The organism is Rhizobium sp. TRM95796, from assembly GCF_025779995.1.
Lineage (GTDB): Bacteria > Pseudomonadota > Alphaproteobacteria > Rhizobiales > Rhizobiaceae > Rhizobium_E.
Genome location: NZ_JAOXHE010000031.1, coordinates 1 through 1,281, shown reverse-complemented (window position 1 = coordinate 1,281; position 1,281 = coordinate 1). Strand labels below are relative to the sequence as shown.

The 1,281-nt window shown below is 57.3% G+C and carries 1 protein-coding gene; it reads right to left on the bottom strand.

Features of this window, described 5'->3' with window-relative positions; translation table 11 throughout:
- Nucleotides 1-61: 61 nt before the first annotated feature.
- Nucleotides 62-1,197 (bottom strand): IS3 family transposase gene (locus tag OCK01_RS26370; RefSeq protein ID WP_263826555.1). Its coding sequence is split into 2 segments (ribosomal slippage): nucleotides 62-933 and nucleotides 933-1,197, totalling 1,137 coding nucleotides; the frame shifts between segments, so codons are not numbered across the junction.
- Nucleotides 1,198-1,281: the final 84 nt, after the last annotated feature.

Here is a 1,281-nt window from a genome sequence, read left to right as displayed (position 1 = left end):
AGAGGTGGTTCGGTTTGTCTGAACAGCTTGGTGCCGATTGTTAAGTGGTTTCCGGCGCTGTTTATGCCGCGAGGGGAATTGTCTGCGGCTGGTTGAAGTAGACCTGATCCGGAGTTTTCCGGTCAAGAGATGAATGTGGGCGTCGACTGTTGTAGAAGGCCAGATATCGGCCAATCCCGAGGCGGGCGTCGGACACGGTTTTGTAGGCGTGAAGGTAAACCTCCTCGTATTTGATTGATCTCCAGAGCCTTTCCACGAAGACGTTGTCCCGCCAGGCTCCTTTGCCGTCCATCGAGATGCTGATTTCGGCATCCTTCAACAGCTTGATGAAGTCGAGGGACGTGAATTGGCTACCCTGGTCCGTATTGAATATCTCCGGCTTGCCGTAGCGCGACAACGCCTCCTCGACCGCCTCGATGCAGAACGCCGTCTCCAGCGTGATCGACAGCTTCCATGACAGAACCCGACGACTGAACCAGTCGACGACCGCGCAGAGATAAACAAAGCCCCGCGCCATCGGTATGTAGCTGATGTCCATCGCCCAGACCTGGTTGGGTCGGGTGATGGCAAGGTTCTTGAGAAGATAGGGATAGACCTTGTGGCCCGGTGCGGGTTTGGAGGTGTTCGGGCGACGATAGATCGCCTCGATGCCCATCTTCCGCATCAGCGTCCGCACATGCAGGCGGCCGACGTCATGGCCTTCTGCATTCAAAAGCCCCTGCAGCATCCGGCTGCCGGCGAAAGGATAATCCAGATGCAGTTCGTCAATCCGGCGCATGAGAGCCAGATCGACTACTGAGGCCGGTTGCGGCAGGTAGTAGACGCTGCCACGGCTGATGCCGAGTATCCTGGCCTGGCGGGAGACGGACAGTTCGTGGTTCCGGTCGATCATCGTTTTCCGCTCAGCAGTCCGGCCTTGCCGAGCGCGCCGGCTAAAAAATCGTTCTCCAGCGTCAGTTCGCCGATCTTGGCATGCAGGCTTTTGACATCGACAACAGGCTCCGCGGTTTCCTTGCGGCCGTCATCGAAGACATCGGCAGCGCCGTCGAGCAGTTGATCTTTCCATTGCTTGATCTGGTTCGGATGCACGTCGAACTGCTGAGCGAGCTCGATCATTGTCTTTTCGCCCTTGATCGCGGCGAGCGCGACTTTCGCCTTGAAGGCGGGGCTGTGGTTGCGGCGGGGTCGTTTTGTCATCATGGCTCCTGTTGCCGGCATACTGCCGTGTTCAAAAGCCGAAAGCCACTTATCTCAACTGTTCAATTTTCCCGAACCACCTCT